The 23418-nt window shown below is 64.1% G+C and carries 27 protein-coding genes; 6 read left to right on the top strand and 21 right to left on the bottom strand.

Annotated features, from left to right (window positions below; genetic code table 11):
• The first annotated feature begins 38 nt into the window (after nucleotides 1-38).
• On the top strand, nucleotides 39-428 hold the full coding sequence (locus AS156_RS43690) for a hypothetical protein (protein ID WP_066499482.1): 390 nt from the start codon (nucleotides 39-41) through the stop codon (nucleotides 426-428).
• 64 nt (nucleotides 429-492) lie between these two features.
• On the opposite strand, the gene AS156_RS02365 is transcribed toward AS156_RS43690, so the two are convergent.
• From AS156_RS02365 to AS156_RS02355, 3 genes are all read right to left on the bottom strand, one after another.
• Nucleotides 493-801: a hypothetical protein gene (locus AS156_RS02365; RefSeq protein ID WP_066499480.1), complete on the bottom strand. Its 309-nt coding sequence runs from the start codon at nucleotides 799-801 to the stop codon at nucleotides 493-495.
• Between the two features lie 58 nt (nucleotides 802-859).
• Nucleotides 860-2080, bottom strand: coding sequence for an amidohydrolase family protein (locus AS156_RS02360; protein ID WP_066499625.1), 1221 nt, complete (start codon nucleotides 2078-2080; stop codon nucleotides 860-862).
• Between the two features lie 110 nt (nucleotides 2081-2190).
• The gene (locus AS156_RS02355; protein ID WP_066499624.1) at nucleotides 2191-3462 is read right to left on the bottom strand and encodes an RluA family pseudouridine synthase; all 1272 of its coding nucleotides are present in this window, start codon (nucleotides 3460-3462) and stop codon (nucleotides 2191-2193) included.
• A 133-nt stretch (nucleotides 3463-3595) separates the two neighbouring features.
• Between AS156_RS02355 and AS156_RS02350 the strand changes: the two genes are divergently transcribed.
• Nucleotides 3596-4534 (top strand): alpha/beta hydrolase, encoded by a 939-nt coding sequence (locus AS156_RS02350; protein ID WP_066499478.1) that lies wholly within the window; start codon nucleotides 3596-3598, stop codon nucleotides 4532-4534.
• A gap of 130 nt (nucleotides 4535-4664) precedes the next feature.
• On the opposite strand, the gene AS156_RS02345 is transcribed toward AS156_RS02350, so the two are convergent.
• Both AS156_RS02345 and AS156_RS02340 read right to left on the bottom strand, forming a co-directional pair.
• Nucleotides 4665-5999, bottom strand: a complete 1335-nt coding sequence (locus AS156_RS02345; RefSeq protein ID WP_066499473.1) for a replication-associated recombination protein A — start codon at nucleotides 5997-5999, stop codon at nucleotides 4665-4667.
• Nucleotides 5996-7366: a DegQ family serine endoprotease gene (locus AS156_RS02340; protein ID WP_245312518.1), complete on the bottom strand. Its 1371-nt coding sequence runs from the start codon at nucleotides 7364-7366 to the stop codon at nucleotides 5996-5998. The genes AS156_RS02345 and AS156_RS02340 overlap by 4 nt, the downstream gene beginning before the upstream one ends.
• A 345-nt stretch (nucleotides 7367-7711) precedes the next feature.
• Here AS156_RS02340 and AS156_RS02335 point away from each other — a divergent pair, with 345 nt between their 5' ends.
• Nucleotides 7712-9304 (top strand): OprO/OprP family phosphate-selective porin, encoded by a 1593-nt coding sequence (locus AS156_RS02335; RefSeq protein ID WP_066499469.1) that lies wholly within the window; start codon nucleotides 7712-7714, stop codon nucleotides 9302-9304.
• Between the two features lie 56 nt (nucleotides 9305-9360).
• Here AS156_RS02335 and AS156_RS02330 read toward each other — a convergent pair whose 3' ends face one another.
• Nucleotides 9361-9738, bottom strand: a complete 378-nt coding sequence (locus AS156_RS02330) for a winged helix-turn-helix transcriptional regulator (protein ID WP_066499467.1) — start codon at nucleotides 9736-9738, stop codon at nucleotides 9361-9363.
• 120 nt (nucleotides 9739-9858) lie between these two features.
• Between AS156_RS02330 and AS156_RS02325 the strand changes: the two genes are divergently transcribed.
• From AS156_RS02325 to AS156_RS02315, 3 genes are all read left to right on the top strand, one after another.
• Nucleotides 9859-10872, top strand: coding sequence for a zinc-binding alcohol dehydrogenase family protein (locus AS156_RS02325; RefSeq protein WP_066499464.1), 1014 nt, complete (start codon nucleotides 9859-9861; stop codon nucleotides 10870-10872).
• 193 nt (nucleotides 10873-11065) lie between these two features.
• Nucleotides 11066-12145, top strand: a complete 1080-nt coding sequence (locus AS156_RS02320; RefSeq protein WP_066499462.1) for a phosphotransferase — start codon at nucleotides 11066-11068, stop codon at nucleotides 12143-12145.
• A 17-nt stretch (nucleotides 12146-12162) separates the two neighbouring features.
• A complete protein-coding gene (locus AS156_RS02315) occupies nucleotides 12163-13290 on the top strand; it encodes an Rv3169 family protein (protein WP_066499460.1) in 1128 nt (375 codons plus the stop codon).
• A 42-nt stretch (nucleotides 13291-13332) separates the two neighbouring features.
• Here AS156_RS02315 and AS156_RS02310 read toward each other — a convergent pair whose 3' ends face one another.
• From AS156_RS02310 to rplF, 15 genes are all read right to left on the bottom strand, one after another.
• Complete coding sequence (locus tag AS156_RS02310) at nucleotides 13333-13629, bottom strand: DUF1330 domain-containing protein (RefSeq protein WP_066499459.1); 297 nt, start codon at nucleotides 13627-13629, stop codon at nucleotides 13333-13335.
• 6 nt (nucleotides 13630-13635) lie between these two features.
• Nucleotides 13636-14430, bottom strand: a complete 795-nt coding sequence (locus AS156_RS02305; protein WP_066499458.1) for an SDR family NAD(P)-dependent oxidoreductase — start codon at nucleotides 14428-14430, stop codon at nucleotides 13636-13638.
• Nucleotides 14431-14559: 129 nt separating this feature from the next.
• The gene (locus AS156_RS02300; protein WP_066499623.1) at nucleotides 14560-15363 is read right to left on the bottom strand and encodes a class I SAM-dependent methyltransferase; all 804 of its coding nucleotides are present in this window, start codon (nucleotides 15361-15363) and stop codon (nucleotides 14560-14562) included.
• A gap of 86 nt (nucleotides 15364-15449) precedes the next feature.
• Nucleotides 15450-15590, bottom strand: coding sequence for a hypothetical protein (locus AS156_RS42655; RefSeq protein ID WP_160331040.1), 141 nt, complete (start codon nucleotides 15588-15590; stop codon nucleotides 15450-15452).
• A 358-nt stretch (nucleotides 15591-15948) separates the two neighbouring features.
• Complete coding sequence (gene rplQ / locus AS156_RS02290; protein WP_066499453.1) at nucleotides 15949-16365, bottom strand: 50S ribosomal protein L17; 417 nt, start codon at nucleotides 16363-16365, stop codon at nucleotides 15949-15951.
• Nucleotides 16366-16486: 121 nt separating this feature from the next.
• Nucleotides 16487-17518: a DNA-directed RNA polymerase subunit alpha gene (locus tag AS156_RS02285; protein WP_066499622.1), complete on the bottom strand. Its 1032-nt coding sequence runs from the start codon at nucleotides 17516-17518 to the stop codon at nucleotides 16487-16489.
• A gap of 100 nt (nucleotides 17519-17618) precedes the next feature.
• Nucleotides 17619-18008 (bottom strand): 30S ribosomal protein S11, encoded by a 390-nt coding sequence (gene rpsK / locus AS156_RS02280; RefSeq protein ID WP_006021048.1) that lies wholly within the window; start codon nucleotides 18006-18008, stop codon nucleotides 17619-17621.
• 115 nt (nucleotides 18009-18123) lie between these two features.
• The gene (gene rpsM / locus AS156_RS02275) at nucleotides 18124-18492 is read right to left on the bottom strand and encodes a 30S ribosomal protein S13 (RefSeq protein ID WP_057019544.1); all 369 of its coding nucleotides are present in this window, start codon (nucleotides 18490-18492) and stop codon (nucleotides 18124-18126) included.
• A 188-nt stretch (nucleotides 18493-18680) separates the two neighbouring features.
• Entirely contained in the window at nucleotides 18681-19568 is an 888-nt protein-coding gene (locus tag AS156_RS02270) for an adenylate kinase (RefSeq protein ID WP_066499445.1), read from the bottom strand.
• A gap of 68 nt (nucleotides 19569-19636) precedes the next feature.
• Nucleotides 19637-20968 carry a preprotein translocase subunit SecY gene (gene secY / locus AS156_RS02265; RefSeq protein WP_066499443.1) on the bottom strand — a complete coding sequence of 444 codons (1332 nt, stop codon included), beginning with the start codon at nucleotides 20966-20968 and terminating at the stop codon, nucleotides 19637-19639.
• A gap of 161 nt (nucleotides 20969-21129) precedes the next feature.
• Nucleotides 21130-21618 carry a 50S ribosomal protein L15 gene (gene rplO / locus AS156_RS02260; RefSeq protein WP_066499441.1) on the bottom strand — a complete coding sequence of 163 codons (489 nt, stop codon included), beginning with the start codon at nucleotides 21616-21618 and terminating at the stop codon, nucleotides 21130-21132.
• A gap of 22 nt (nucleotides 21619-21640) precedes the next feature.
• Nucleotides 21641-21832: a 50S ribosomal protein L30 gene (gene rpmD / locus AS156_RS02255; protein ID WP_066499439.1), complete on the bottom strand. Its 192-nt coding sequence runs from the start codon at nucleotides 21830-21832 to the stop codon at nucleotides 21641-21643.
• A 38-nt stretch (nucleotides 21833-21870) separates the two neighbouring features.
• Nucleotides 21871-22446, bottom strand: coding sequence for a 30S ribosomal protein S5 (gene rpsE / locus AS156_RS02250; protein WP_016843761.1), 576 nt, complete (start codon nucleotides 22444-22446; stop codon nucleotides 21871-21873).
• Between the two features lie 57 nt (nucleotides 22447-22503).
• Nucleotides 22504-22863, bottom strand: a complete 360-nt coding sequence (gene rplR, locus AS156_RS02245) for a 50S ribosomal protein L18 (RefSeq protein WP_050625744.1) — start codon at nucleotides 22861-22863, stop codon at nucleotides 22504-22506.
• A gap of 11 nt (nucleotides 22864-22874) precedes the next feature.
• Nucleotides 22875-23408 (bottom strand): 50S ribosomal protein L6, encoded by a 534-nt coding sequence (rplF, locus tag AS156_RS02240; RefSeq protein WP_066499437.1) that lies wholly within the window; start codon nucleotides 23406-23408, stop codon nucleotides 22875-22877.
• Nucleotides 23409-23418 lie beyond the last annotated feature (10 nt).

Here is a 23418-nt window from a genome sequence, read left to right as displayed (position 1 = left end):
CCGATACGGCCGGCGCCGGGTTCCACTCGCCGGAATCGTTGATCCGCAACGTCCACGCCCATTTTGGCCGCGGCAGCGCCGAGTTTTCCAACGGCCTGCCGCATGACGCGGACACGGCCCGGCAATTCTTCGATCGCAGCCTGCGCGGTGCATGGATCGCGCCGCATGACGCGCTCTACGATTTCTTGGTGCAGAGCCCGACCTGGCGGCTCGGCGCCATCTCGATTGCGGTCCTGCGCAGGCAATTCGACAGAACCTATCTGACGGTGACGTTCGTTTCTCGCGCAATTCAAACGCTAGGCCTGCTATCGCAAGATCGCCACCGACCATGCACCACGGCGTCAGTCGGTCATCGCTACGCGATCCGCAGGCTGGCTCCGCGAAGCCGGAGACCGAAGCAGGCAGCAACGCGCTGCGACGCAAAGTAGTCTCGATCCGTGCCGTAGAACAGGGTGTGCGAGCGAAGCTCGGACACGTCTATGAGACGACGCCCTAATCCTGATTGGCACAGGACCTCGCATAGGAAGCACGATCGGCCTGGTTCAGCCCGGCGGCGCCGCCCTCGTCCAGGCATCGGCTGAACCGATCACTGAACGATGGGCGGCCGGAGGAACTGACGCTCGGGCGCGTCGGCAGCGCATCGATCTTGGGAATCGCCGGTACCTCGATCTTCGGCGGCGGTGGTGGCCTGGGCGGCGGCGGATTAAAGATCGAACCACCCGGCGGGATGACTTGCGCAAATGCGGCAGTCGCACCCGCCGTCCAGATCGCCGCACAAGCCGTGATCAATAAGCGTTTCATGACCAGGATGTCGTTGTTCAGCGGCGGCGCTTCAAGTCACGGCGCGTATGCTGTGTCTTCACGGTTTCTGATAGATCACGTGACCAGCGCGGATCGTGTAGGTCACCCTTGCGAGATTGTGTACATCGCTTAAGGGGTCGCCGTCGAGCACCACGACATCGGCGTCGAATCCTTGCTCCACCCTGCCCTTCTTCGCGGCCTTGAAGTATTGCGCCGGATTCGACGTCAGCGAAGCCAGGATCTGGCGCTCCGACAGTGCGCGATGCATCAGCTCATATTCCTGCGTGGTGTCGTACAGCGTGGTGAAGCCGACATCGGTGCCGAACAGGACCGGCCCGCCATTCTCCGAAAACTGCTTGAGCTGGTTGACGGTTGTCGCGATCAGACGATTTGTCACAGCGGGATCGAGAACGACGGTCGTAAACAGCGACAGGGTCGGAATCAGCGCAATGCCCTGCGCCTTGAACCGCGCCAGCTGCTCTGCCGTGTAGGCGCTTTCACTGGGTACGGTGTGTGCGAGCACGTCGACACCTGCCGTGATCACCGTCTCCACGCCGGTCTTGTTTTGCGGGTGGGCAAACACCGGCTTGGCCACCGCATGCGCCACGTCGACGGCCGCCTTGGCGATCGCGGGGTCCATGTTCACGACCGGCTTGTTTCCCTTGTAGACGCCGGTGAACAGCTTCACGCCGTCAAGCTTGAGGTCCACGTAGCTGCGCGCCAGTTGCGTGGCTTCGTCCGGCCTGGATGCCTCGGGCAACTGCATGTCGGCCGGCAGGTAGGCGGGATGGCCGTCCTTCGGGAAGATGCTGCCGGCCATCAGGATGTTGGGACCTGCGACTTCGTTCGCGGCGATACGCTGGCGCAGCGGCAGCGTGTCCCTCGGATCCGAACCGAGATCCCACACCGTGGTGAAGCCCCACTGCGTCAGCATCTCCTGCATATGCTTCGTCAGCGCCGCTGCGGGAGCGGCACCGGCATTGTGCCAGGAGCTTTGCGTGAAATGGACGTGGCTGTTCCAGAAGCCGGCCACGACAGTCTTGCCGCTGCAATCGATCACGCGCGCATCGGAGGGCACCTGAACGTCGCCGGACTTGCCGACCGCGCTGATGACGCCGTCGGTCATCACGATCACGGCGTCCGGCAGCGGAGCTGCGTCGGGCGATGCGTAAAGGCTGCCGCCGCGGAGCACGACGGTTTCGGCATGCGCCGTCATCGAACCGGCGGCAGAGCCGAGCAGCCCGAGAAGGAACGCTGTACGGAGCCAGTTGCAGGTCATACACAATCCCTTTCGATCGTGGCGCGCAGCACGATAGCCGCGGCGTTCGACGCCGCTTTGATCGTTGTTGCTCTCGACGAGGTTTATTCGGCGCCGGCGCCGACCGCCGATCATTCCTCGGGCGCGTTCTCGATCGGGTCGAACCGGTCGGCCTCGAGCCCCAGCAGATTCCAGGATTGCTGCATATGCGGCGGCAACGGCGCGGATACATCGATCACACCGCCGCGCGGATGCGGGATCACGATGCGGCGGGCGAGCAGATGCAGCCGGTTCTGCAGGCCGCCAGGCAGCTGCCAGTTCTCCTTGTTGAAATATTTGGGGTCGCCGACGATGGCGTGGTCGATATGCGCCATATGGGCGCGCAGCTGGTGGGTCCGACCAGTTACCGGCTTGAGCGACACCCAGGCGAGCTTTGTCGCCGAGGCCTCGACCACAGCGTAGTAGGTCACGGCGTGGCTCGCACCTTCATCGCCGTGCTCGGCGATCCGCATGATGGTGTCTTCCTCGTTCTCTTCCTTGGCGAGATAGGTCGAGATGCGGCCCTGCTTCGGCTTCGGCACGCCGGCGACCAGCGCCCAGTAGATCTTGCGCGCGGAGCGATGGCGGAATGCACCGGTCAGATGCGAGGCGGCAAAGCGTGTCTTGGCGATCAGCAGGCAGCCGGAGGTTTCCCGGTCGATGCGATGCACCAGCCGCGGCTTCTGGCCCTTGGCGTCGCGCATCACTTCCAGCATCTGGTCGACATGGCGTGTCATGCCGGAGCCGCCCTGCACGGCGAGACCTGCGGGCTTGTTCAGCACCAGCACGTCGTCGTCCTCGTACAGTGTCATCTCCTTCAGCGCCTGCAGGGTCTTGGTCTGCGCCTCGGACAGTACACCGACCGTCTTGGGCGCATCGAGCCGCAGCGGCGGGATGCGCACGCTCTGCCCCTCCTCCAGCCGGTCCTTGGAATCGGCGCGCCTGCCGTTCACCCTGAGCTCGCCTTTGCGGACGATGCGCTGGATGTGGGAGAACGACAGGCCCGGAAACCGCGCCTCGAGGAAGCGGTCGACGCGCATGTTGTCCTCGTCGGCCGTCACCACGACAGTCTGCACCTTGGTCGGCAGCGGCAGCTCGTTTGCAGCCTTCGGCGTTGCTGCGACAGGCTCGGGCCGCTTCCGCGGCTCACGGCGCGGCTCGGCAAAGCGCGGCGGCTTGCCCGACGCGCGGTGCGACGACGGACGGTCGCTTGCCTTGCGATCCTCCGGCTTGCGGCTGCGGTGCCCGGCTCCGCTCTTCGATCCGCCCTTGGATGCACTCTTGGGTCCGCCTTTGGGACCACCCTTGGTCCGCTCCTTGGCGCGATCGCCCGGCGATATCGTTCTCTTGATGCGGCGGCTCATGGTGATTTTTCGGCTCCAGACCTGCATTGTGCCTAGCGCAAATGCCGCGAATCGTCACGGCGAAATCGATGTAAATCCTTGGCAACATCGGCCATGTTCGGCCGGCACGCGATAATCGACGGGGAAGCTTGCAATGAGACTGGCACTATCTGCCTTGGCGGCGGCCGTGATGATCGCGAGCCCAGGGCTCGCACAGAGCCCGATGCCGGAGGATCTCGCCTGGAAGCTCCTGGAACTTGGCCGCGTCGTCGATCCGCCGAGGACCGCCGCGCTCTACGCGCCGCTGCAGCCGAAGGAGCCCTATCAGGACGTCAAGGCCGAGCGCGACGTCAAATACGGTCCCGCCGATCGCCATCTGCTCGACGTGTTCACTCCGGAGACGGCTGCTTCCTCGCCCCGCCCGGTGCTGATCTTCATCCATGGCGGTGGCTTCGTCGCGGGCAGCAAGCGCAGTCCCGGCAGCCCGTTCTACGACAACATCATGCTGTGGGCGGTGAAGAACGGCTTCGTCGGCGTCAACGCCACCTACCGCCTGGCGCCCGCCTTCCCGTGGCCGGCCGGCGCTGAGGACATGGGGGCGATCGTGCAATGGGTTTCCGAGAAGATCGGCGAGCGCGGCGGCGATCCCGCGCGCATCTTCCTGATGGGCCATTCGGCCGGTGCGATCCATGTCGCGAGCTATGTTTCCCACCCTGAATTCCACAAGGTGAAGGGCGGCGGGCTGGCCGGCGCGATCATGGTGTCGGGCATCTATGATCTGACGGCCTCTCCGGCCGGCGACGCCGAACTTGCCTATTACGGCTCCGATCCGTCGCGCTATGCCGAGCGCTCCTCGTTGCAGGGCCTGGTGGCGAGCTCGATCCCGCTGCTGATCACCGCGGCCGAGCTCGACCCGCCCCGCTTCGTCGAGCAGTTCGAGCTGCTGAAGCAAGCCACCTGCAAACGCGAGAACGGCTGCGCGCGCACCTTCATGTTGCCGGAGCACAGCCACATGTCGGAGGTCTATTCGATCAATACGCCGGACACCCGGCTGACGAATGAGGTCCTGGAGTTCGTAAAGAGCGTCAAGTGACTGGGTGTACGGGTGCCAGGTATCGATTGGCTCCATCCACGTCATTGCGAGCGAAGCGAAGCAATCCGTCCAGCCGCATAAGCGGAGCGATGGATTGCGTCGTCGCTATCGCTCCCCGCACTGACGAGCCCTACTTCCCGGCTCGCTCCTTGCGAAGCCTTGCCCAATAGTCCAGCCGCTTGCGGATCTCGCGCTCGAAGCCGCGATCGGGCGGATCGTAGAAGGTCTGGCGGCCCAGCGCCTCCGGGAAATAGTCCTGGCCGGAGAAGGCGTCGGGCATGTCGTGGTCGTACCGATAGCCGGAGCCATAGCCTTCCGACTTCATCAGCTTGGTCGGCGAATTCAGGATGTGCTTCGGCGGCAGCAGCGAGCCACCCTGCTTTGCGGCCTGCATCGCAGCGCCGAACGCGGTGTAGGCTGCGTTGGATTTCGGCGCGGTGGCGAGATAGATCACGGCCTGTGCGATCGCAAGCTCGCCTTCCGGCGAGCCGAGGAAGTCGTAGGTATCCTTGGCGGCGTTGCAGATCACCAGCGCCTGCGGATCGGCCAGCCCGATATCCTCCACTGCCATGCGCACGACGCGCCGCGCCAGGAACAACGGGTCCTCGCCAGCGTCGAACATCCGCGCGAGATAATACAGCGCCGCATCCGGATCGGAGCCGCGCACCGACTTGTGCAGCGCCGAGATCAGGTTGTAGTGGCCGTCGGCCGACTTGTCGTAGATCGGCGCGCGGCGCTGCAGGATCTCCTGCAACTGCTCGGCGTTGAACACCTCGCCCTTGCGCGCGGCGCGCCAGACCTCTTCGGCAAGCGTCAGCGAGGCGCGGCCGTCGCCATCGGCCATCCGCACCAGCGCCGCGCGCGCTTCCGCGTCGAGCGGCAGCTTCCTGCCCTCGACCTTCTCGGCATTGGCAAACAGCTTCTCGACCGCAGCCGCATCGAGCGAATGAAACACCAGCACGCGCGCGCGCGACAGCAACGCCGCGTTGAGCTCAAACGACGGGTTTTCCGTGGTGGCGCCGACCAGCACCACGGTGCCGTCCTCCATCACGGGCAAGAAGGAATCCTGCTGCGCGCGATTGAAGCGATGCACCTCGTCGACGAACAGCAGCGTGCCCTTGCCGGTCTCGCGGCGGGCGCGCGCGGCATCAAACGCCTTCTTCAGGTCGGCGACGCCGGAGAACACCGCCGAGATCTGCTCGAAGTGGAGCTCGGTGGCGTCCGCCAAGAGCCGCGCCACGGTGGTCTTGCCGGTGCCGGGCGGTCCCCAGAACACCAGCGAGCCGAGCGTGCGCGTCTCCAGCATGCGGGTCAGCGCACCATCGGGACCGAGGATATGATCCTGGCCGACGACATCGGCGAGCGAGCGCGGGCGGAGCCGGTCCGGCAGCGGATGCGGCGCGTCCTGCTCCATCCCCGCCGCCGCAAACAGGTTGGCCGCCTCGCGTGGTTGCTTCGGGCTCATCCGCCAAGCGTCACGTTGATCTGCTGGCCGCCGCGTACCAGCGTGATGCGCCAGATCCGCGAGCCTGCTTTCGACGCCTTTTCCAGGTCGCTGGTGCGCTCGATCTTCTGGCTGTTGACTGCCAGGATGATGTCGCCCTTCTGGAAGCCGACATTGGCCGCGGTGCCGTCGTCGGCGAGCTCGGTCACCACGACGCCCTCCGTCCCCGCATCGAGATGCAGTTCGTCGGCCAGCGCCGGCGAGATGTTGGCGACCCTGGCGCCCTGGAACGGCGAGCGCGCGGTCAGCACGATCTCGTCGCGGTTGGTGTCGGGCGCGGTCTCGAGCGGCACCGTGAGCTTCACGGGCTTGCCGCCGCGCTGCACGTCGATCTCGGCGGTGCCGCCCAGCGGACGGGTCGCGAAGCGGTAGTCGAACGCATTGGGATCGTCGATCGGCGTGCCGTCGATCGCGACGATCAGGTCGGACAGCTTCAGGCCCGCCTTCGCCGCCGGGCTGTTCGGCGCCACGTTGGCGACCAGCGCACCGGACGGCAGCTTCAGGCCCAGCGTCTCGGCGATCTCGGGCGTCACCGCCTGCAGCCGGGCACCGAGCCACGGCCGCTTCACCGCCTTGCCGCCGCTCTTGGCGGAAGCCACCACCACGCGCACCATGTTGGCGGGGATGGCGAAGCCGATGCCCTGCGAGCCGCCGGAGCGCGAGAAGATCGCGGTGTTGATGCCGGCGAGCCGGCCGGTCATGTCGACCAGCGCGCCGCCGGAGTTGCCGGGATTGATCGCGGCATCGGTCTGGATGAAGAATTGATAATCAGTGATGCCGACCTGGGTGCGCGCCAGCGCCGAGATGATGCCGTGGGTCACGGTCTGGCCGACGCCGAACGGGTTGCCGATCGCAAGCACGACGTCACCGACCTGCAACTGGTCGGAATTGGCGAAGTCGAGCGTCGTGAACTTCTCCTTGTTGGTGTTCTTGAGTCGCAGCACCGCGAGGTCGGTGCGGCTGTCCTTCAGCACGATCTCGGCCTCGAACTCGCGCTTGTCGGCGAGCGAGATCTTCACCTGGTCGGCACCCTCGATCACGTGATTGTTGGTCACCACGAGACCTGACGAGTCGACCATCACGCCGGAGCCGAGCGAGCGCTGCATCTGCTCGGGCTGCTGCCCGGGCACGCCGAAGAAACGGCGAAAGATCGGATCGTCCAGCAGCGGATTGCGGTTCTGCACCATCTTGGCCGCGTAGACATTGACCACCGCCGGCTGCACGCGCTGCACGATCGGCGCATAGGACAGCTGCAGTTCGGCCTGCGAGGACGGCACGCGCCGTTCCTGTGCCTGGGCGGGATCAAGGCTTGCTGTGAAGGCCAGCATGCACAGCACGGGTATGGCAGCGACGCGGATGAATCGGAGCATTCTCACCTCTTGCGGAAAACGCCGGAATATAGGCGCGTTCGCGCGGCAATTGAAGGGTTTCCGGGTCAATATCTGGCGCCCTGTCGGGTGACGTCCAGCCCCCAACCGAACGGTGCAAAACCGGTCCGACACTCGTTGAAGCGAACCGTCAAGCTCCTATGATGCTCGTCATCTCACTGTGCAGCTTCGCTTGTTGCCCGCACACAACAAGCGGAACAGCACCCCCGAACAGCGCTGTCGCGCGTCAGTCACGTTACTCGGGTTCAGTGAGCGGGGAATTCATTTCAACAAGGGGAGCGTAGAATGGGTGCGAGAAGAATAGGTGCAATCGCGATCGGCGTGGCAGGAGTTCTCGCCTCCGCGCCGGCGCATTCGGAATCAGCAAACAGCGACGCGGAGATTGCACTGCTCAAGCAGCAACTCCACATGCTGGAGCAGAAGATCGACAAGCTGCAAAAGCAGAGCAACGAGAACGCGGCGACGGCGGCGGCGGCCAACGCACACGCGAAGGCGGCGGACGCAAAGGCCTCGCACGTGGCGAATGCCAATGCTGCGATCCCGGTCAAGGGTCCGGTCGCGTCGTCCGGCGTCGTGGTGTCGATGCCGAACAACCGCCCGACGATCTGCACCGCGGACGACCAGAACTGCATCGCGATCACCGGGCGCATTCACTACGATGTCGGCGGTTACGACTATCGGCCCGACACGGCAGCGACCTCACCGCAAAAGCTCGACAGCGGCGAGAACCTGCGGCGTGCGCGCATCGGCATCACCGGCAAATTCCTCAGCGACTGGAATTTCGCGCTGATCTACGACTTCGGCGGATCGTCCGACGGCTTCGGCGGCACGGCAGCAGGGTCGCTGCCGGGCGGAGGGACATCGGGCGTTGAAAATGCCTTCCTGAGCTACACCGGATTCAAGCCGTTCGGCGGCAAGATGGCGATCGAAGGCGGCATCATGGATATTCCATGGACGCTCGACGAGGCCACCAGCTCCAACGATATCCTGTTCATGGAGCGTGCCTCGGCCGGCATCATCGCCCAGAACATCGCAGCCGGCGACTTCCGTTCGGCCTTCGGCACACGCTGGTGGAACGACCAATTCTGGGTCGGCGGCTATGTCACCGGACCGACCTCGGGCGCAATCCACTCCGCGTCCAGCACTTCGCCGGCCGGAACATCCGAGCAATATGGCGGCGTCATCCGTGTCGTCGGCAACCCGATCAGCGGCAGGGATTACTCGGTGCATATCGGCGCCGATGCGGAATGGCTGATCCAGCCGCCGCGCAACCTGGTGACGCAGGCGCAGACGCTGACGCTCAGCGACCGGCCCGAGCTGCGCATCGATCCGACGACGCTGATCTCGACCGGCGCGATCGCCAACGTCTCCGGGGCGCAGGTCTACGGCGTCGAGGCCGCGGCCACTTACGGTTCGCTCATCGCGCAGGGCGAGTACTACTGGTTCAATGTCGATCGCACTGCCAACACCGGGCTGCCGCCGTTCGGCGCATCGAGCCTGAAGTTCGACGGCGGCTACGCGCAGATCGGCTACGTGCTGACAGGCGAAACCCACGCCTACAATCCGTCGAGTGCCTCCTACGGCGGCATCAAGCCGGCGAATCCGTTCTCGCTCACCGGCAGTGGCTGGGGTGCCTGGGAAATCGCCGGACGCGTGAGCCAGATGAACCTGAACGATCAGCTTGCGACGGCGGCCGGCATCGCGGGCGGACGGCAGACCGTCTACACCGTCGCGCTGAACTGGTACGTCAACAACAACATCCGCTTCATGCTGGACTACCTGCATGGCGACATCTCTAAGCAGGCTTCGTCGATCTCGACCGTCGATGCCGGCTCGAAGTTCGACGCTGTGGCGATGCGCACGCAGGTTGCGTGGTGACAACACGGCCGGGAGCGCCCCCGCTCCCGGCCGCACTCGCGATCGCATCGCGCAGGTCAGGCGGCGCGCTTCGGCTTTCGCACGACCTCCGGCGCCGGCGCGCAGGACAACCGCTCCTGATGGCCCTCGCCCCAGGCCTTGAGGATATCGATCACCGGGCGCAGACTCTCGCCGAGTTCGGACAGCGTGTACTCGACCCGCGGCGGCACTTCGGCATAGACCTTGCGGATCACGAGACCATCCTCCTCGAGCGCGCGCAGCTGCTTGGTCAGCATGCGCTGGGTGATGCCGGGCATCCGCCGCCGCAGCTCGCCGAAGCGCTGGGTGCCGGCCTGCAGATGAAACAGGATCACGCCCTTCCATTTGCCGTCGATCAGGTCGAGCGCCGCCTCGACCGCGCACCCCGGCCGACGCGCAAAATTCTTCCGTTTCATCGAAATTTTCCCAATAGTATCCAAACGGGGACTAGTTCCCTGAATTTACAGTACTTGCCAATTGGACGCCAGCGCGACAGTTAGATGGCAGGCAATCGCCGCCACCAATGGAGACCAGGCATGAAGGCCGTCGGATACCAAAAATCGCTGCCGATCGAGGCGGCGGATTCCCTCGTGGATTTCGAAACCGCAAAGCCGGAGCCGAAGGGGCACGACATCCGCGTCGCGGTGAAGGCGATCTCCGCCAATCCGGTCGACTACAAGGTACGCAAGCGCGCCGCACCGCCGGCGGGCGAATACAAGATCCTCGGCTTCGATGCAGCCGGCGTGGTCGACGCAGTCGGCCCCGAGGTCAGCCTGTTCAAGCCGGGTGACGAGGTGTTTTACGCCGGCTCGATCCAGCGTCAGGGCACCAATTCCGAGTTTCACCTGGTCGACGAGCGCATCGTCGGCAGGAAACCCAAATCGCTGTCATTTGCGCAAGCCGCGGCGCTGCCGCTGACCTCGATCACAGCCTGGGAATTGTTGTTCGACCGCCTCGGCGCGGTGCCGGGCAAGAGCCTCGATCCGCGTACGCTCTTGATCATCGGCGGCGCCGGCGGCGTCGGCTCGATCCTGATCCAGCTCGCGCATCGCCTGACCGGACTGACCGTGGTTGCGACCGCGACGCGGCCGGAATCGCAGAAATGGTGCCTCGATCTCGGCGCTCACGCCGTGATCGACCATTCGCTGCCGATGAAGGAGCAGATCGAAAAGCTGAAGCTCGCGCCGGTGGGCCTCGTCGCCAGCCTCACCTTCACCGATCAGCACTACAAGGCGATCGCCGATTTCATCGCGCCGCAGGGCAAGTTCGGCCTGATCGACGATCCGCCGGAGTTCAACGTCGCCGTATTCAAGGGCAAGGCGGTATCGGTGCATTGGGAATCCATGTTCACCCGCTCCTCGTTCCAGACATCAGACATGATCGCGCAGAATCATCTGCTCAACGATGTCTCGGACCTCATCGACAAGGGCGTGCTGCGCACCACCCTCGACCAGACCTTCGGCACGATCAACGCCGCCAACCTCAAGCGCGCCCACGCCCTGCTCGAGAGCGGCAAGTCGCGCGGCAAGATCGTGCTGGAGGGGTGGTAGGACCCACCCTCACCCGCCTCGTCATGCCCGGGCCAAATCCCCGGGCATGATTGTCCCCACGAGGCGACGCACCGCTTTTGCCAAGGACGCGACATAGGCTGTATAAATTTCCGAACGATCACCGTTCTCAATCCGGCCGACGCAAGAAGCGGCTGGAGCGGTGGTGCCCCCTAACGGGGACGGGAGGAAATCGATGGGCTTGCTCACGGCCGATCCGTCGCGGATCGATCCGGAGTGGATGACGCGGGCGTTGCGCGACGCCGGCGTGATCGATCAGGCTCGTGTCGTCGATCTCGCCTGCAAGCCGGTCGGCAACGGCCTCGTCGGGGACAGCTACCGGTTTCGTCTTACCTATGACGAGGATCAGCCCAAAGCGCCCACGACCGTTATCGGTAAATTCCCCGCTGCGAATCCGGATAGCCGCAGGTCCGGTTCCGCGCACATGCTCTATGTCCGCGAGGTCGCGTTCTATCGCGAGCTGGCGACCACGGTCGCAATTCACACCCCGCGGCCGATCCTCGCCGAGATCGACCCAGTGACGGACGATTTCACGCTGATCCTGGAGGATCTGGCGCCCGCACGCCAGGGTGACCAGCTCGCCGGATGCTCGATCGCGGACAGCCGGACAGCGATGGCTGAGGCCGCCGCGTTGCATGCACCGCGATGGGGTGATCCGACGCTGGACACGGTGCACTGCTTTACCGTCGCCGCAAGCAGGCGCAAGGATTTCCGCGCGACGCTGCCTGCGATCATCGGTCACTACAAGGATCGATATCGCGACGTGATCGAGCCGGAATTCCTGACGCTCATCGACGCACTTCCGGATGCGATGTCGCGCTACCAGTCAGACCGGTCGACGCCGCGCACCCTGCAACATGCCGACTTCAGGCTCGACAACATGCTGTTCGACGTGCGCGGCAATACCCGGCCGATGGCCACGCTGGACTGGCAGACGCTGACGGTGGGACCGGGAATCGTTGACGTCGCCTATTTCCTGTCGGCCGGCATCGATCCGTCCGAACGGCGGCTTCACGAAGCCGACCTGGTGCGGTTCTATCATTCGGAACTGATCCGTCGCGGTGTGCGGGACTATGGCTGGGATGATTGCTGGCGGGATTACCGGCGCTACACGCTGCATGGAATCATGATGGGCGTTGTCTCCGCACTCAGCGTCCAGCGCTCCGAGCGCGGCGACGCGCTGTTCCTGAAAATGACCCGCGGCGCCTGCGCGCAAGCCCTGGATCACGACAGTTTCTCATACTGGCGGGACTAACAGCGAAAGGGATCGGCGTGCTCAACAAACTTGACGACTTCCCTATCCACCAGACGCCGGAGCCGATCGCGGTTCCCTCGACAAGCGACCGCAATGTCTATGACCGGACCTGGTTCAATGGCTACACCGCCGACGGCGCGTATTACTTCGGGATCGGCATCGCGATCTATCCGCACCGCAAGATCCTTGACTGCGCCTTCAGCGTTGTGGAGCGTGGTGGACGACAGCACTGCTTCTTCGGTTCGCGCCGCGCCCCGATCGAGCGCACCGACATGCAGGTCGGTCCGTTCCGGCTCGAGGTGCTCGAGCCGATGCTGCGGACGCGGGTCGTGCTGGACGACAATGCGACAGGCCTGGCATGCGATCTGACCTTCTCCGCGCGCACGGCGGCGATCCAGGAAGCGCGCCAGACCCTTTGGTCGGGTGATCGTCGCGCCATGGACTCGACCCGCTTCGACCAGTTCGGCCGCTGGAGCGGCGTCGTTCGCCACCCGGACGGGGAGATCAGGGTGGACGATCAATCATGCTACGGCACCAAGGATCGCTCCTGGGGCGTTCGCAACGTCGGCGAACGGGATGTCGGAGGCGCGCCGATGCCGCCGCCGAGCGTGTTCTTCCTGTGGGCGCCGCTGTTCTGGGACGACCATATATCGCACGCCATCTTCTTCGACGGGACGCGTGGCGAGGCACTGGTGCGCGAAGGCTTTACCGCGCCGCTCTATCGGAGCGAGCGTGAGATCCCGGGCGTCGTCGACGGACTCGATCGCCGCATGGCGACCGCGCGGCACAGCGTGCAATACGTTCCGAACACCCGGCTCGCACGTCATGCTGAAATCGACCTCATCGACATCGACGGCGAGACAAGCACCATCGCGCTCGACCCGATCCTCAAATTCCAGATGAAAGGCCTCGGCTACGGTCATCCGCAATGGGGCCAGGGCATGTGGAAGGGAGAGCTGGAGATCGGCGGCGAGTCGTTCGATCCGATGACGCTCGACCGGCTGGCGCGGGAGAACGTGCACGTGCAACAGGTGGTCCGCGCCCGCCAGGGCAATCAGACCGGGATCGGAGTCCTGGAGCAATTGTGCTTCGGCCCCTATCGTCCCGCCGGCTTCAGCGAATTCCTCGACGGAGCCAAAGGGTAGCGCCGCAGGCTGGCGAGCACGCCCGGCAACAGACGGGCATCTCTAGATTACCGACACGCCCTCGACGAAGATCAGTCGGCGCTCCAGTGCGGTTCGCCGGTGCTTGAGCGCGTCGGCATATTCAGCTGACGCGTACCATTCCCGCAGACGCGCGATCGTCGGAAATTCGACGATGACGATAGCCTTTGGCGGCGGACCGCCCTCTATCAGTTCGACCGCGCCACCGCGCACAATGTAGCGCCCACCATACTGTTCAATAGTCTTGACCGCGAGTGCGCGATACGCTTCGAACGAAGCGGCATCCCGCATCTCGACCTCCGAAATCACATAGGCCGGCATGCGCCCTCACGCGATGGTGTTGACGATGCCGCCTTCGGCGCGCAGTGCGGCGCCGTTTGTCGCGGAGGCCTGTTTCGAGCAGACATAGACTACGAGGTTAGCGATCTCCTCGGTGCTGGCGAAGCGCTGCAGCAGCGACGTCGGCCGGTGCTGCTTGACGAAATTGGCGGCGGCCTCCTCGACCGACTGGCCGTTCTGTCTCGCCAGATCCTCGACGAATGTCTTTACGCCTTCCGACATGGTCGGCCCCGGCAACACGGAATTCACCGTGACCGCGGTACCGCTGGTCAACTGCGCGAGCCCGCGGGCGACCGCAAGCTGCGCGGTCTTGGTCATGCCGTAGTGAATCATCTCGGTCGGGATGTTGAGGCCCGATTCCGAGGAGATGAAGACGATGCGTCCCCAGTTGCGCTTCAACATCCCCTGCATGTAGCCGCGCGACAGCCGCACGCCCGACATCACATTGACCTCGAAGAAGCGATCCCAATCCTCGTCGGGAATATCGAAGAAATCCTTCGGCTCGAAGATGCCGGCATTGTTGACGAGGATATCGACTTGCGGCAGCGCCGCGAGCAGGGCCTTGCAGCCGGCCGCAGTCGAGACGTCGGCCGCGATGCCGCGCACCTTGGCACCCTGTACCGCCTTTGCGATCGCCGCAACCGCGGCATCGACCTTGGCCTGGCCCCGGCCGTTGACGATGACCTCCGCCCCGGTCTCCGCAAGCCCCTTGGCGATGGCATTGCCGATGCCAGCGGTCGAGCCGGTCACCAGCGCGGTCTCTCCGGAAAGGTCGATTTTCATGGGAGGTCTCCTGTCAGTCCTGTCCGTGATATTTGAATGCAGGCCGGCCTGCGCAACAAGCCGCCGAGCGAGGCAGGCGTGCAAAATCAGGCGAACGCCGTTACGAAGCCCACAGTCTGGTGCTAATCCTCACGACCGTCTCGCCCGCAGCACATACATGAGCGGCAGGCGCGGCATCCCCGGCGCCGCCCTGAACATGCCGTAGCCAGCATCCTCCATCGCCGGCCGTTTGAGCACGCTGCGATCGAGCTCCCGCAGTTCCTCGATGCGCAGGCCTGCAGCAGCGAGAGCCGTGACGACCTCGCCAAGCGGATGGCTCCACTGGACTGATGCATCGGGTGCGGCCGCCAGATTGTCAACGGCACGGCGATCGCGGCACCCCTCGGGCGGTGTGAAATAGTCGTGCTTGAGCTCGAGGCCGCCCAACGCGCGCTGTTCGAGCATCCGTTCGATCGGGTGGAGTTCGAACAGATAGAGTTCACCGCCGGGCTTCAAGAGATCACGCACAACATTCGCCCAGCGCGCGATATCCGGCAACCAGCACAGCGCGGCAATGCCTGTGTAGACGATGTCGAAGGTGCGCCCGAGCACCCTCGCCGCCTCATAGACGTCGGCAACCACGAACTCAACTTCGAACCCGGAGTCGGCAGCGATCCACCGTGCCGCGACGATCGATTGCTGCGAGAAATCGAGCCCCGTCACATGCGCGCCGCGCCGTGCCCAGGACAGCGTGTCGAGACCGATGTGACACTGAAGGTGGATGAGTTGTTTTGAACCGACGTCGCCGAGATCCCTGATCACATGCCGCCGCAGCGACGTGCGCCCCGCGATGAAGCCAGGGACATCATAGATCGGCGAACGCAGGTGATCGGAGACGTTACGGTACCACGTCGCCATGTTCCGCTCGCGCCAGTCGGTCACCCACTCAGACATTCCAAGGCAGTCCAGTATCGCCGCCCCCGCGCAAGAGGTCACCAGATAAATGAAGGTGCAGGGCGTCACAATCATCAGTCCGAACATCAGCGCGATCGGCCAAAGCCAATCAGATCGGGACTGCCGTGAATGAGATCGCCACTTCGCCAACGCACCCGCTCAATCGCCGCGATCTCGATGACCGAAAACAATACGCCGAGAAGGTAGACGGCGGCGGTCTCGAACAAAAAGAAATCGCCCCTGGGCGTGGCTGAGCCGGGCCGCCGCATAGGCCAGCAGAAAACCAATCAGCGCCTCGATCACCGTTGAGCCGAACACGAATTTGGCATGTCGAAGAATTGCCGTGCGTCACCATGGCACGCCATCGTTCGCGGTTTCAGTTCTGGCGACTTGGCTGAAGAAACCGATAATGAAACCGCCGCAGTTCGACGAAATGCCGCACGAGCAACCGTTCGGCGATACCTCTCGGCAAAGTGCCGACACCGCCCGCCTTCCGCTTAAAGACGACAGTGAAGGTCCAGCAGGCACACAAACAAAAACGGCGCCCGAAGGCGCCGCTTTCAAAACCGTGGCTCGAAAACCGGCTTACGCCGCCTCGGCTTCCTTCTCCTGGGCCGGACCGGAGTCCTGGCCCTTGGCGTCGACGTCGCGGTCGACGAATTCGATCACGGCCATCGCCGCGTTGTCGCCGTAGCGGAAGCCGGCCTTGATGATGCGGGTGTAGCCGCCCTGGCGGTCCTTGTACCGGGTCGCGAGCGTATCGAACAGCTTCTTGACCTGATCGACGTCGCGCAGCTCCGAGATCGCCTGACGACGCAGGGCCAGACCGCCCTTCTTGCCGAGGGTGACGAGCTTCTCGACGATCGGCCGGAGCTCCTTGGCCTTCGGCAGCGTGGTGACGATCTGCTCGTGCTTGATCAGCGCGGCCGCCATGTTGGCGAACATCGCACGCCGGTGCTCGGCGGTGCGGTTGAGCTTCCGATGAACCTTGCCGTGACGCATCGTCTATTCCTTACATTGTCTCTGCCGCGACGGTTCGTCGGACATGTTGCTCAGGTGGGCTACCTGCGTTCGCCCGCTAAAATCATGGCCGGGATGCCCCGGCCATGACGATTGAATCGGATCAGTAATGATCCTCGAAGCGCTTGGCGAGCTCGTCGATGTTCTCCGGCGGCCAGCCCGGCACTTCCATGCCGAGATGCAGACCCATCTGGGCGAGCACTTCCTTGATCTCGTTCAGCGACTTGCGGCCGAAGTTCGGGGTGCGGAGCATTTCCGCTTCCGACTTCTGCACGAGGTCGCCGATGTAGACGATGTTGTCGTTCTTCAGGCAGTTTGCCGAACGCACCGACAGTTCGAGCTCGTCGACCTTCTTGAGGAACGCCGGATTGAAGGCGAGATCGGGGATGATCTCCTGCGCGACTTCCTTGCGCGGCTCTTCGAAGTTGACGAACACGTTGAGCTGATCCTGCAGGATGCGCGCGGCATAAGCCACCGCGTCCTCCGGCGTGATCGCGCCGTTGGTCTCGATCGTCATGGTCAGCTTGTCGTAGTCGAGGATCTGGCCCTCGCGGGTGTTCTCGACCTTGTAGGAGACCTTGCGGACCGGCGAGAACAGGCTGTCGACCGGGATCAGGCCGATCGGGGCGTCCTCGGGACGGTTGCGCTCGGCGGCGACATAGCCCTTGCCGGTCGTGACCGTGAACTCCATGCGGATCTCGGCGCCGTCGTCCAGCGTGCAGAGCTGCAGGTCGGGGTTGAGCACGGTGACGTCGCCGACGGTCTGGATGTCACCAGCGGTCACGGCGCCCGGGCCCTGCTTCTTCACGACCATGCGCTTCGGGCCTTCGCCCTGCATCTTGATCGAGATGTCCTTGATGTTGAGCACGATGTCGGTGACGTCCTCACGGACGCCAGCGATCGAGGAGAACTCGTGCAGCACGCCGTCGATGTGCACCGACTGCACCGCGGCGCCCTGCAGCGAGGACAACAGGATGCGGCGCAGCGCGTTGCCCAGCGTCTGGCCGAAGCCACGCTCGAGCGGTTCGGCGACGACGGTGGCGAACCGGGTCGCGTCCGAGCCAGGGGTCACCTGCAGCTTGTTCGGTCGAATGAGTTCTTGCCAATTTTTCTGGATCGTCACTGTTTCACCCATGTGCCAGTCGAATGGACGAACCTGGCGTTGGAGATCGCGGAACTTCCGCGCGGTCCATTCCAAAAACAATCGCGAGCAGCCGGGCCGCCCGCGACTTCAATCAGACGCGCCGGCGCTTGCGCGGACGGCAGCCATTGTGCGGGATCGTGGTCACGTCGCGGATCGAGGTGACGGTGAAGCCCGCAGCCTGCAGCGCGCGAAGCGCCGATTCACGGCCCGAACCGGGGCCGGCCACTTCAACCTCCAGCGTGCGCATGCCGTGTTCCTGCGCCTTCTTGGAGACGTCTTCGGCCGCGACCTGCGCGGCATAGGGGGTCGACTTGCGCGAGCCCTTGAAGCCCATCGTGCCGGCCGAAGACCAGGCGATGGTGTTGCCCTGCGCGTCGGTGATGGTGATGGTCGTGTTGTTGAACGACGAATTCACATGCGCGATGCCGGAGGCGATGTTCTTGCGTTCGCGACGGCGTACGCGGGTGGCTTCCTTGCCCATTTCAAACCTTTCCTGTGATCTCAAGCGCCGCCGTAGTGCCAGCGGCTACACCTCAAAACGCAAATGGCGAGTAGCAAATTTCGATTCGCTACCCCCCACCAGCAATTCTCAAAACTTACTTCTTCTTGCCGGCGATCGCCTTGGCAGGACCCTTGCGCGTACGCGCGTTGGTGTGGGTACGCTGGCCGCGCACCGGCAGACCGCGGCGATGCCGCAGGCCGCGATAGCAGCCGAGGTCCATCAGCCGCTTGATGTTGATGCCGACCTCGCGACGAAGATCGCCCTCGACCAGATAGTCGCGGTCGATGACTTCGCGGATCTGCAGGACTTCCTGGTCGGTCAGCTGGTTGACGCGACGGTCCAGCGGGATCTTGACCTTCTCAATGATGTCAGCGGCGTTCTTCTGGCCGATGCCATGGATGTACTGAAGCGCGATCAGGACGCGCTTGTTGGTAGGAATGTTGACGCCGGCAATACGGGCCACGGACTTCTCTCCTGTCGCCGATCCCTCACGGATACGGGCTTCTCAAGTTCTTGCTCTGCGGGCTTGTGTCCACAAACGCGAACACGACGCCCACCCCTCATGTCCTTTGGGGCCCGGCATCGTCATAAAACTATCCAACTTGGATGCGGGGCTTATTAAAGGATTCATGTCGGTTTCGTCAACCGCTCCTAGCGCTTAGCTCGCTTCTTCGTGAGCTTTTTTGCAGGCTTGTTGGCGGCTTTTGCACCCTTCCGGGCACTTCCGGCCTTGGCAGCCTTCTTGACCCGCTTCTTGGCGGCCTTGGCCTTGGATGGTCCCCTGGTAGCCTTCCCGGCCGGTTTGGCGGTCTTTTTAGTGCCCTTGGAGGCCTTTTCGGCCGCCTTGGACGCTTTTCCTGCGGCCTTCCTGGCCGGCTTCGCAGCCAGCCGGGCCGGCTTTGCCGTCTTGGCAGCCGCCGACTTGGCCGACTCGTCGGCCTTCGGTTCCAGCGCGCCGATCGCACCCAGGATCCGGTTGATCTCGCGGGTGACGTGCTCGATGGTCATCATGCCATCGACGGTCAAGAGCTTACGCCGCTCCGAGTAATAGTGAATCAGCGGTTCCGTCAACGAACGGTACTGCGCAAGCCGCTTGGTCAGCACCTCCGGCGTATCGTCGAGCCGGACCTCCTCGCCCCGCGCACGGGTCTCCTCGGCGCGCTTTTCGACGCGATCGAGCAAGGCGCTCTCGTTGACGCGGAGTTCGACGACAGCGTCGAGCTTGAGGTGCTTCTTCTTCAGGAGTTCATCCAGCGCGGTCGCCTGCGGAACCGTGCGCGGGAAGCCATCGAGGATGAAGCCCTTCTTGGCGTCGGGCTCGTCAATGCGGTCTGCGATGATTCCGACCACCACCTCATCGGGCACTAGGCCGCCATTGGCCATGATCTCCTTGGCCTGCAGCCCGATCGGCGTGCCGGCGGCGACCGCCGCGCGCAGCATCTCGCCGGTCGAGAGCTGGACAATGCCATGCTTGTGGACGAGCCGCTGTGCCTGGGTTCCCTTGCCCGAGCCCGGCGGCCCCAAAAGGATCAATCTCATACTACTTCGCCCCCCGGCTAGGTGAGCGAACCCGCACACCCGGTTTTGAGTTTGGAACCGCGCCGTGATCAGCGACGACGGCCCCTGAGCTTCGACTTCCTGATCAGCCCCTCATACTGATGGGCGAGCAGATAACCCTGAACCTGCGCCACCGTGTCCATCGTCACGCTGACGACGATCAAGAGCGAGGTGCCACCAAAGTAGAACGGCACCGAAGCGTAGGAAATCAGAATCTCCGGAATCAGACAGACGATAGCAAGATAGATTGCACCAAGCACCGTAATACGCGACAGCACGTAGTCGATATATTCGGCGGTGCGCTCACCGGGGCGAATACCGGGAATGAAGCCGCCGTGCTTCTTCAGATTGTCGGCGGTCTCGGTCGGGTTGAACACGATCGCAGTGTAGAAGAACGCGAAGAACACGATCAGCGCGAGATAGAGCACCAAGAACAACGGTCGGCCGTGGCCGAGCTGGGTGGTGATCCACTGGAACCACTCCGGGCCCTTGCCGGCGTTGAAGTTCGCGACCGTGGTCGGCAGCAACAACAGCGACGAGGCGAAGATCGGCGGAATCACGCCCGAGGTGTTGAGCTTGAGCGGCAGATGCGAGGACTGACCCTCGAACATCTTGTTGCCGACCTGGCGCTTCGGATACTGGATCAGCAGCCGGCGCTGCGCGCGCTCCATGAACACGATGAAGGCGATCACGGCGACTGCCATCACGATGACGATCAGGATCAGGCCGGTCGACATCGCGCCCTGGCGACCGAGTTCGAGCATGTTGGCCAGCGCCGAGGGCAACTCGGCGACGATGCCGGACAGGATGATCAGCGAGATACCGTTACCGATGCCGCGCGAGGTGATCTGCTCGCCGAGCCACATCAGGAACATGGTGCCGCCGGTCAGCGTGATCGCGGTCGAGATGCGGAAGAACATGCCGGGGTCGCTGACGACATTGCCGGCACCTTCAAGGCCGACCGCAATGCCGTAGGACTGGAACAGCGCCAGGATCACCGTCAGGTAACGGGTGTACTGGTTCAGCATCTTGCGGCCCGCCTCGCCTTCCTTCTTCAAGGCTTCGAGCGTCGGCGAGACGGTGGTCAGGAGCTGGATGATGATCGATGCCGAGATGTACGGCATGATGTTCAGCGCGAAGATCGCCATACGGTGGATGCCGCCGCCGGCGAACATGTTGAACATGCCGAGGATGCCGCCGGCCTGGGTGCGGAACACTTGCTCCCAGATGTTGGGGTCGATGCCGGGCAGCGGGATATAGGTGCCCAGCCGATAAACAAGCAGCGCACCCAGGGTGAACCAGATGCGCTTCTTCAGCTCGTCGGCCTTCGCCAGCGCTCCGAAATTGAGGTTTGCTGCAAGTTGTTCGGCTGCTGAGACCATGTTTCGGCTTTCTCCCGGAGCCCCCTTCGCCGACGGCCCCAAGAGAACAGTTCTCCCTGGAGCGATCGGCAGACACCGGACATTATCTGGTGCTCGGCCGCGATAAGTCCATCATTCGATCGGCGGATTGTCGGCGCGCCGCGCCGGCAATGACGCAGATGTTACGCCGCCTCGCCTTCTTCCGTCTTGGCGGGGGCCAGGATCTTGACCGTGCCGCCGGCCTTCTCGACAGCGGCAATGGCCGGCTTGGAGGCGCCATGCACCTCGATCGTCAGCTTGGCCTTGATCTCGCCGCGGCCGAGCAGCCGCAGGCCGTCCTTGGCGCGACGCAGCACGCCGGCCTTGACCAGCGATTCCGCGGTCACGGTCGCAGACGCATCGATCAGCTTGTTGTCGATCGCGTCCTGCAGGCGGTCGAGATTGATCTCGGCGAAGTCGAGCCGGAAGATGTTGTTGAAGCCGCGCTTGGGCAGACGGCGATGCATCGGCATCTGGCCGCCTTCGAAACCCTTGATGCGGACGCCCGAACGCGCGGTCTGACCCTTGCCGCCGCGCCCCGAGGTCTTGCCCTTGCCGGAACCGATGCCACGGCCGACACGCATGCGCTTCTTGCGCGAGCCGGCGTTGTCGGCGATATCGCTGAGCTTCATCGCCCTTCTCCTTATATCTTGCTTACTCGCCGACGACGCGGACGAGATGCTGGACCTTGCTGATCATGCCGCGAACTTCAGGGGTGTCCTGCAGCTCGGCAACCCGGCCGATCTTGTTGAGCTTGAGGCCGATCAGCGTCGAACGCTGCGAGTGATGGCGGCGGATTGCGCTGCCAACCTGCTCGACCTTGATCGTCTTGCTGGCCTTGGCCATGACAGTAACTCCAAATAGCGCGCTGGCTATCGCGCGGGTTATTCCGCCACCACTTCGGCGTCGCCGCCGACGCGGCGCGACTGCAGGGTGGAGACCTTGATGTTGCGGCGCGCAGCCACCGAGCGCGGCGAATCCTGATGCTTCAGCGCGTCGAACGTCGCGCGAACCATGTTGTAGGGATTCGACGAGCCGATCGACTTCGCCACCACGTCCTGGATGCCGAGCGTCTCGAACACCGCGCGCATCGGGCCGCCGGCGATGATGCCGGTACCGGCTGGAGCGGCACGCAGGTAGACGCGGCCGGCGCCGTGACGGCCGGCGATGTCGTGATGCAGCGTGCGGCCCTCGCGGAGCGCGACGCGCGTCAGGTTGCGCTTGGCCGACTCGGTCGCCTTGCGGATCGCCTCGGGAACTTCGCGCGCCTTGCCGTGGCCGAAACCGACCCGGCCCTTCTGGTCGCCGATCACGACCAGCGCCGCAAAGCCGAAGCGCTTGCCGCCCTTGACGACCTTCGCCACGCGATTGATGTGGACGAGCTTGTCGACGAACTCGCTGTCGCGCTCCTCGCGCTCCCTGCTCCGTTCGCGTCCGCCGCGTTCGCGTTCACCTGCCATGGTGTTTTCCAATCTCTAGGAGGCTGAAGCCTCTATCCTCGTAATCGTTCAATTCGCTTAGAAGCTCAGTCCGCCCTCGCGCGCCGCATCCGCGAGCGCCTTGACGCGCCCGTGATAGATGTAGGCGCCGCGATCGAACACGACTTCCTTGACACCCTTCTGCGCCGCACGTTCGGCGAGCAGCTTGCCGACCGCCTTGGCCGCATCGATATCGGCGCCGGTCTTGCCGCCATCGCGCATCGTCTTCTCGAGCGACGAAGCGGAAGCCAGCGTCTCGCCCTTCTGGTCGTCGATGACCTGGGCATAGATGTGCTTGGACGAACGGAACACCGACAGCCGCGGACGGCCGCCTGCCGAGCGGCGAAGCGCAAGGCGCACGCGCTGCTTGCGCCGGGCATTCGTAACCTTGAGTGACATGACCGGCTCCGTTACTTCTTCTTGCCTTCCTTGCGGAAGATGAATTCGTTGGCGTACTTCACGCCCTTGCCCTTGTAGGGCTCCGGCGGCCGATAGGCGCGGATCTCGGCGGCGACCTGACCGACGCGCTGCGGATCGTTGCCGGTGATCGTGATCTCGGTCGGCTTCGGCACCGCGATGGTGATGCCTTCCGGGATCGCGTAGACCACGTCGTGGCTGTAGCCGAGCGCGAGCTGCAGGTTCTTGCCCTGCATCGCGGCGCGGTAGCCGACGCCGGTGATCTCGAGCTTCCTCTCGAAGCCCTTGGTGACGCCCTCGACGAGGTTCGCCACCTGCGCACGCGCGGTGCCGTACATCGCCTGCGCGCGGTTGGTCTTGACGCGCGGAGCGACCTTGACCTGGCCGTTCTCGAACTTCACCTCGACGTCGTCATGCACGACGAATTGAAGCGCACCCTTCGGCCCCTTCACCTTCACCGTCTGGCCTTCGACGCTTGCCGTCACACCCGACGGGATCGTCACCGGCCGCTTGCCGATACGTGACATCGTAAATTCC

Origin of the sequence: Bradyrhizobium macuxiense (assembly GCF_001542415.1) — a bacterium.
In the GTDB taxonomy this organism is placed as follows: Bacteria; Pseudomonadota; Alphaproteobacteria; order Rhizobiales; family Xanthobacteraceae; genus Bradyrhizobium; species Bradyrhizobium macuxiense.
Note: the sequence above shows the minus strand (reverse complement) of the source record. Positions and strands in the feature narration are given on the sequence as shown.

Excerpts from the sequence above, each read along its gene's own strand:
- AS156_RS02365 (WP_066499480.1), bottom strand. The coding sequence starts at position 801 with ATGAAACGCTTATTGATCACGGCTTGTGCGGCGATCTGGACGGCGGGT.
- AS156_RS02360 (WP_066499625.1), bottom strand. The coding sequence starts at position 2,080 with ATGACCTGCAACTGGCTCCGTACAGCGTTCCTTCTCGGGCTGCTCGGC.
- AS156_RS02355 (WP_066499624.1), bottom strand. The coding sequence starts at position 3,462 with ATGAGCCGCCGCATCAAGAGAACGATATCGCCGGGCGATCGCGCCAAG.
- AS156_RS02350 (WP_066499478.1), top strand. The coding sequence starts at position 3,596 with ATGAGACTGGCACTATCTGCCTTGGCGGCGGCCGTGATGATCGCGAGC.
- AS156_RS02345 (WP_066499473.1), bottom strand. The coding sequence starts at position 5,999 with ATGAGCCCGAAGCAACCACGCGAGGCGGCCAACCTGTTTGCGGCGGCG.
- AS156_RS02340 (WP_245312518.1), bottom strand. The coding sequence starts at position 7,366 with ATGCTGGCCTTCACAGCAAGCCTTGATCCCGCCCAGGCACAGGAACGG.
- AS156_RS02335 (WP_066499469.1), top strand. The coding sequence starts at position 7,712 with ATGGGTGCGAGAAGAATAGGTGCAATCGCGATCGGCGTGGCAGGAGTT.
- AS156_RS02330 (WP_066499467.1), bottom strand. The coding sequence starts at position 9,738 with ATGAAACGGAAGAATTTTGCGCGTCGGCCGGGGTGCGCGGTCGAGGCG.
- AS156_RS02325 (WP_066499464.1), top strand. The coding sequence starts at position 9,859 with ATGAAGGCCGTCGGATACCAAAAATCGCTGCCGATCGAGGCGGCGGAT.
- AS156_RS02320 (WP_066499462.1), top strand. The coding sequence starts at position 11,066 with ATGGGCTTGCTCACGGCCGATCCGTCGCGGATCGATCCGGAGTGGATG.
- AS156_RS02310 (WP_066499459.1), bottom strand. The coding sequence starts at position 13,629 with ATGCCGGCCTATGTGATTTCGGAGGTCGAGATGCGGGATGCCGCTTCG.
- AS156_RS02305 (WP_066499458.1), bottom strand. The coding sequence starts at position 14,430 with ATGAAAATCGACCTTTCCGGAGAGACCGCGCTGGTGACCGGCTCGACC.
- AS156_RS02300 (WP_066499623.1), bottom strand. The coding sequence starts at position 15,363 with ATGTCTGAGTGGGTGACCGACTGGCGCGAGCGGAACATGGCGACGTGG.
- rplQ (WP_066499453.1), bottom strand. The coding sequence starts at position 16,365 with ATGCGTCACGGCAAGGTTCATCGGAAGCTCAACCGCACCGCCGAGCAC.
- AS156_RS02285 (WP_066499622.1), bottom strand. The coding sequence starts at position 17,518 with ATGGGTGAAACAGTGACGATCCAGAAAAATTGGCAAGAACTCATTCGA.
- rpsK (WP_006021048.1), bottom strand. The coding sequence starts at position 18,008 with ATGGGCAAGGAAGCCACCCGCGTACGCCGTCGCGAACGCAAGAACATC.
- AS156_RS02270 (WP_066499445.1), bottom strand. The coding sequence starts at position 19,568 with ATGAGATTGATCCTTTTGGGGCCGCCGGGCTCGGGCAAGGGAACCCAG.
- secY (WP_066499443.1), bottom strand. The coding sequence starts at position 20,968 with ATGGTCTCAGCAGCCGAACAACTTGCAGCAAACCTCAATTTCGGAGCG.
- rplO (WP_066499441.1), bottom strand. The coding sequence starts at position 21,618 with ATGAAGCTCAGCGATATCGCCGACAACGCCGGCTCGCGCAAGAAGCGC.
- rpmD (WP_066499439.1), bottom strand. The coding sequence starts at position 21,832 with ATGGCCAAGGCCAGCAAGACGATCAAGGTCGAGCAGGTTGGCAGCGCA.
- rpsE (WP_016843761.1), bottom strand. The coding sequence starts at position 22,446 with ATGGCAGGTGAACGCGAACGCGGCGGACGCGAACGGAGCAGGGAGCGC.
- rplR (WP_050625744.1), bottom strand. The coding sequence starts at position 22,863 with ATGTCACTCAAGGTTACGAATGCCCGGCGCAAGCAGCGCGTGCGCCTT.
- rplF (WP_066499437.1), bottom strand. The coding sequence starts at position 23,408 with ATGTCACGTATCGGCAAGCGGCCGGTGACGATCCCGTCGGGTGTGACG.